At 53.0% G+C, this 1,130-nt stretch carries 2 protein-coding genes; both read left to right on the forward strand.

Annotated features, from left to right (window positions below; translation table 11 throughout):
* Nucleotides 1-146 precede the first annotated feature (146 nt).
* Nucleotides 147-914, forward strand: coding sequence for an acetoacetate decarboxylase family protein (locus V6D20_18485; protein ID HEY9817769.1), 768 nt, complete (start codon nucleotides 147-149; stop codon nucleotides 912-914).
* A 41-nt stretch (nucleotides 915-955) separates the two neighbouring features.
* A partial coding sequence (locus V6D20_18490; protein ID HEY9817770.1) for an SDR family NAD(P)-dependent oxidoreductase occupies nucleotides 956-1,130 on the forward strand: 175 nt, incomplete at its 3' end.

The raw sequence follows: 1,130 nt of genomic DNA on the forward strand, positions 1-1,130 counted from the left end.
AGCCGTAGTTGGCATTCAATGCAAAACGAATGGCACTCAATGGCAAGAGTCCAGTTAGACGTAGCGATATATTTTTTACCAGTATTGGGGCGGTCCCGGTGGGGCCGGCCAAGTAAAAACTGAAAGAAACTACTCTGGAGACTCTCATGTCTGATAACGAATCCAAGTTTGGCCGTCTGAGCCCCGATTCATGGGGAACCACCATGCCTGCACAAAACCCCTCTTATAGAAAAGGGCCTTGGTACTACCGGGACACTGAGGCGCTCATGATTACCTACCTGACAGATGAAGATGCCGCACTGGATGTCCTACCCTCAGATCTGGAACTCGTGCAACCGGCGACGGCTTTTATGGTGCTTGAGTTCAACCACTTCAGCACCAGCGGAGGGCCCTATGGCGAGGTCTACACGGGCATCCTCTGTATGTTTGAGGGTCAGGTGTATGGCTATACCAACGCCGTCTATGTAACCACCGAGAACGCGCTGATTGCTGGGCGGGAGATTTGGGGTTTCGGTAAGAAGTTGGCTCATCGCATCGAACTTACCCAACTTGGCACTGGGGAGATTGAGGGAGTCGTAGAACTCAATAAAGGCAATATAGTGGCCAGAGCGACTGTTCTCCCGCACGAAAACCTCGCTGCCTCGGTAATGGAGGATCTTCCTCTGGCAGTATTGAAAATCATCCCAGATGTTGAGGGGAGCGATAAGCCGGCGATAGCACAGCTTAACTCCGTATTGTTCAAGGGTGTGCCGCACAAGGGGCCAGACGGCAAAGACGAGCTTTACGGTGGCCCGGGTAGGTTGGAAGTGAGCAAGCATTCGGACGTGAACCTACCCGTGCTTCAAGTCGTTGACGCTAAGTATCTGCGAATGACTGCAGACCTCCCATACGGCAAGATCTTGAAGACCTACTGATTCCGGTTCATTGAACCGATTGATAGAGATTGGAGCCCTGGATGGATTTCAAAGCCGACCTTGACGGGCGAGTTGCTGTAGTCACGGGAGCTGCTGGAGGCATTGGTCGAGCGGTTGCATTGCTACTTGCTGAGTCCGGTGCCGCAGTAGTCGTCACGGACAGGCACCAAAATGCGGACGCTCTCAGTGACCTGACAGCTGAGATTAACCGGCTCA

The sequence above is a fragment of the Candidatus Obscuribacterales bacterium genome, assembly GCA_036703605.1.
In the GTDB taxonomy this organism is placed as follows: domain Bacteria; phylum Cyanobacteriota; class Cyanobacteriia; order RECH01; family RECH01; genus RECH01.